The 529-nt window shown below is 71.8% G+C and carries 1 protein-coding gene; it reads left to right on the top strand.

Features of this window, described 5'->3' with window-relative positions:
• Positions 1-529, top strand: a 529-nt coding sequence (locus E6R62_RS38995) for an aminotransferase class III-fold pyridoxal phosphate-dependent enzyme (protein ID WP_136218049.1), incomplete at both ends; no start/stop codon positions are given.

Consider the following 529-nt stretch of genomic DNA (forward strand, 5'->3'; position numbering starts at 1 on the left):
CGCGATCAACCTCACCGGCGACCCGCGCCGCTGGGCCTCCGACAACGGCAGCGCCGGCGTCGTCCGCTTCTGGGCGCCGTTCCTGTATCGCACGCCGTTCTACGCGGAGAACGAGGCGCAGGAGTGCGAGCGCGCCCTCGCCCACCTGGAATCCACCATCGCCTACGAGGGCCCGCAGGCCGTCGCCGCGATCATCCTGGAGACCATCCCCGGCACCGCGGGCATCATGACCCCGCCGCCCGGCTACCTCCAGGGCGTCCGCGAGATCTGCGACCGGTACGGGATCGTCTTCATCCTCGACGAGGTCATGGCCGGGTTCGGCCGGGCCGGCACCTGGTTCGCCGCCGACCTGTACGACGTGGTGCCCGACCTGATGACCTTCGCCAAGGGCGTCAACTCCGGGTACGTGCCGCTCGGCGGTGTCGCCATCAGCGGCAAGATCGCCGAGACCTTCGCCAAGCGGCCCTACCCGGGCGGCCTCACCTACTCCGGGCACCCGCTGGCCTGCGCCGCCGCCGTCGCCACGCTG

Source organism: Streptomyces sp. A1136, assembly GCF_004795055.1.
GTDB lineage: Bacteria > Actinomycetota > Actinomycetes > Streptomycetales > Streptomycetaceae > Streptomyces.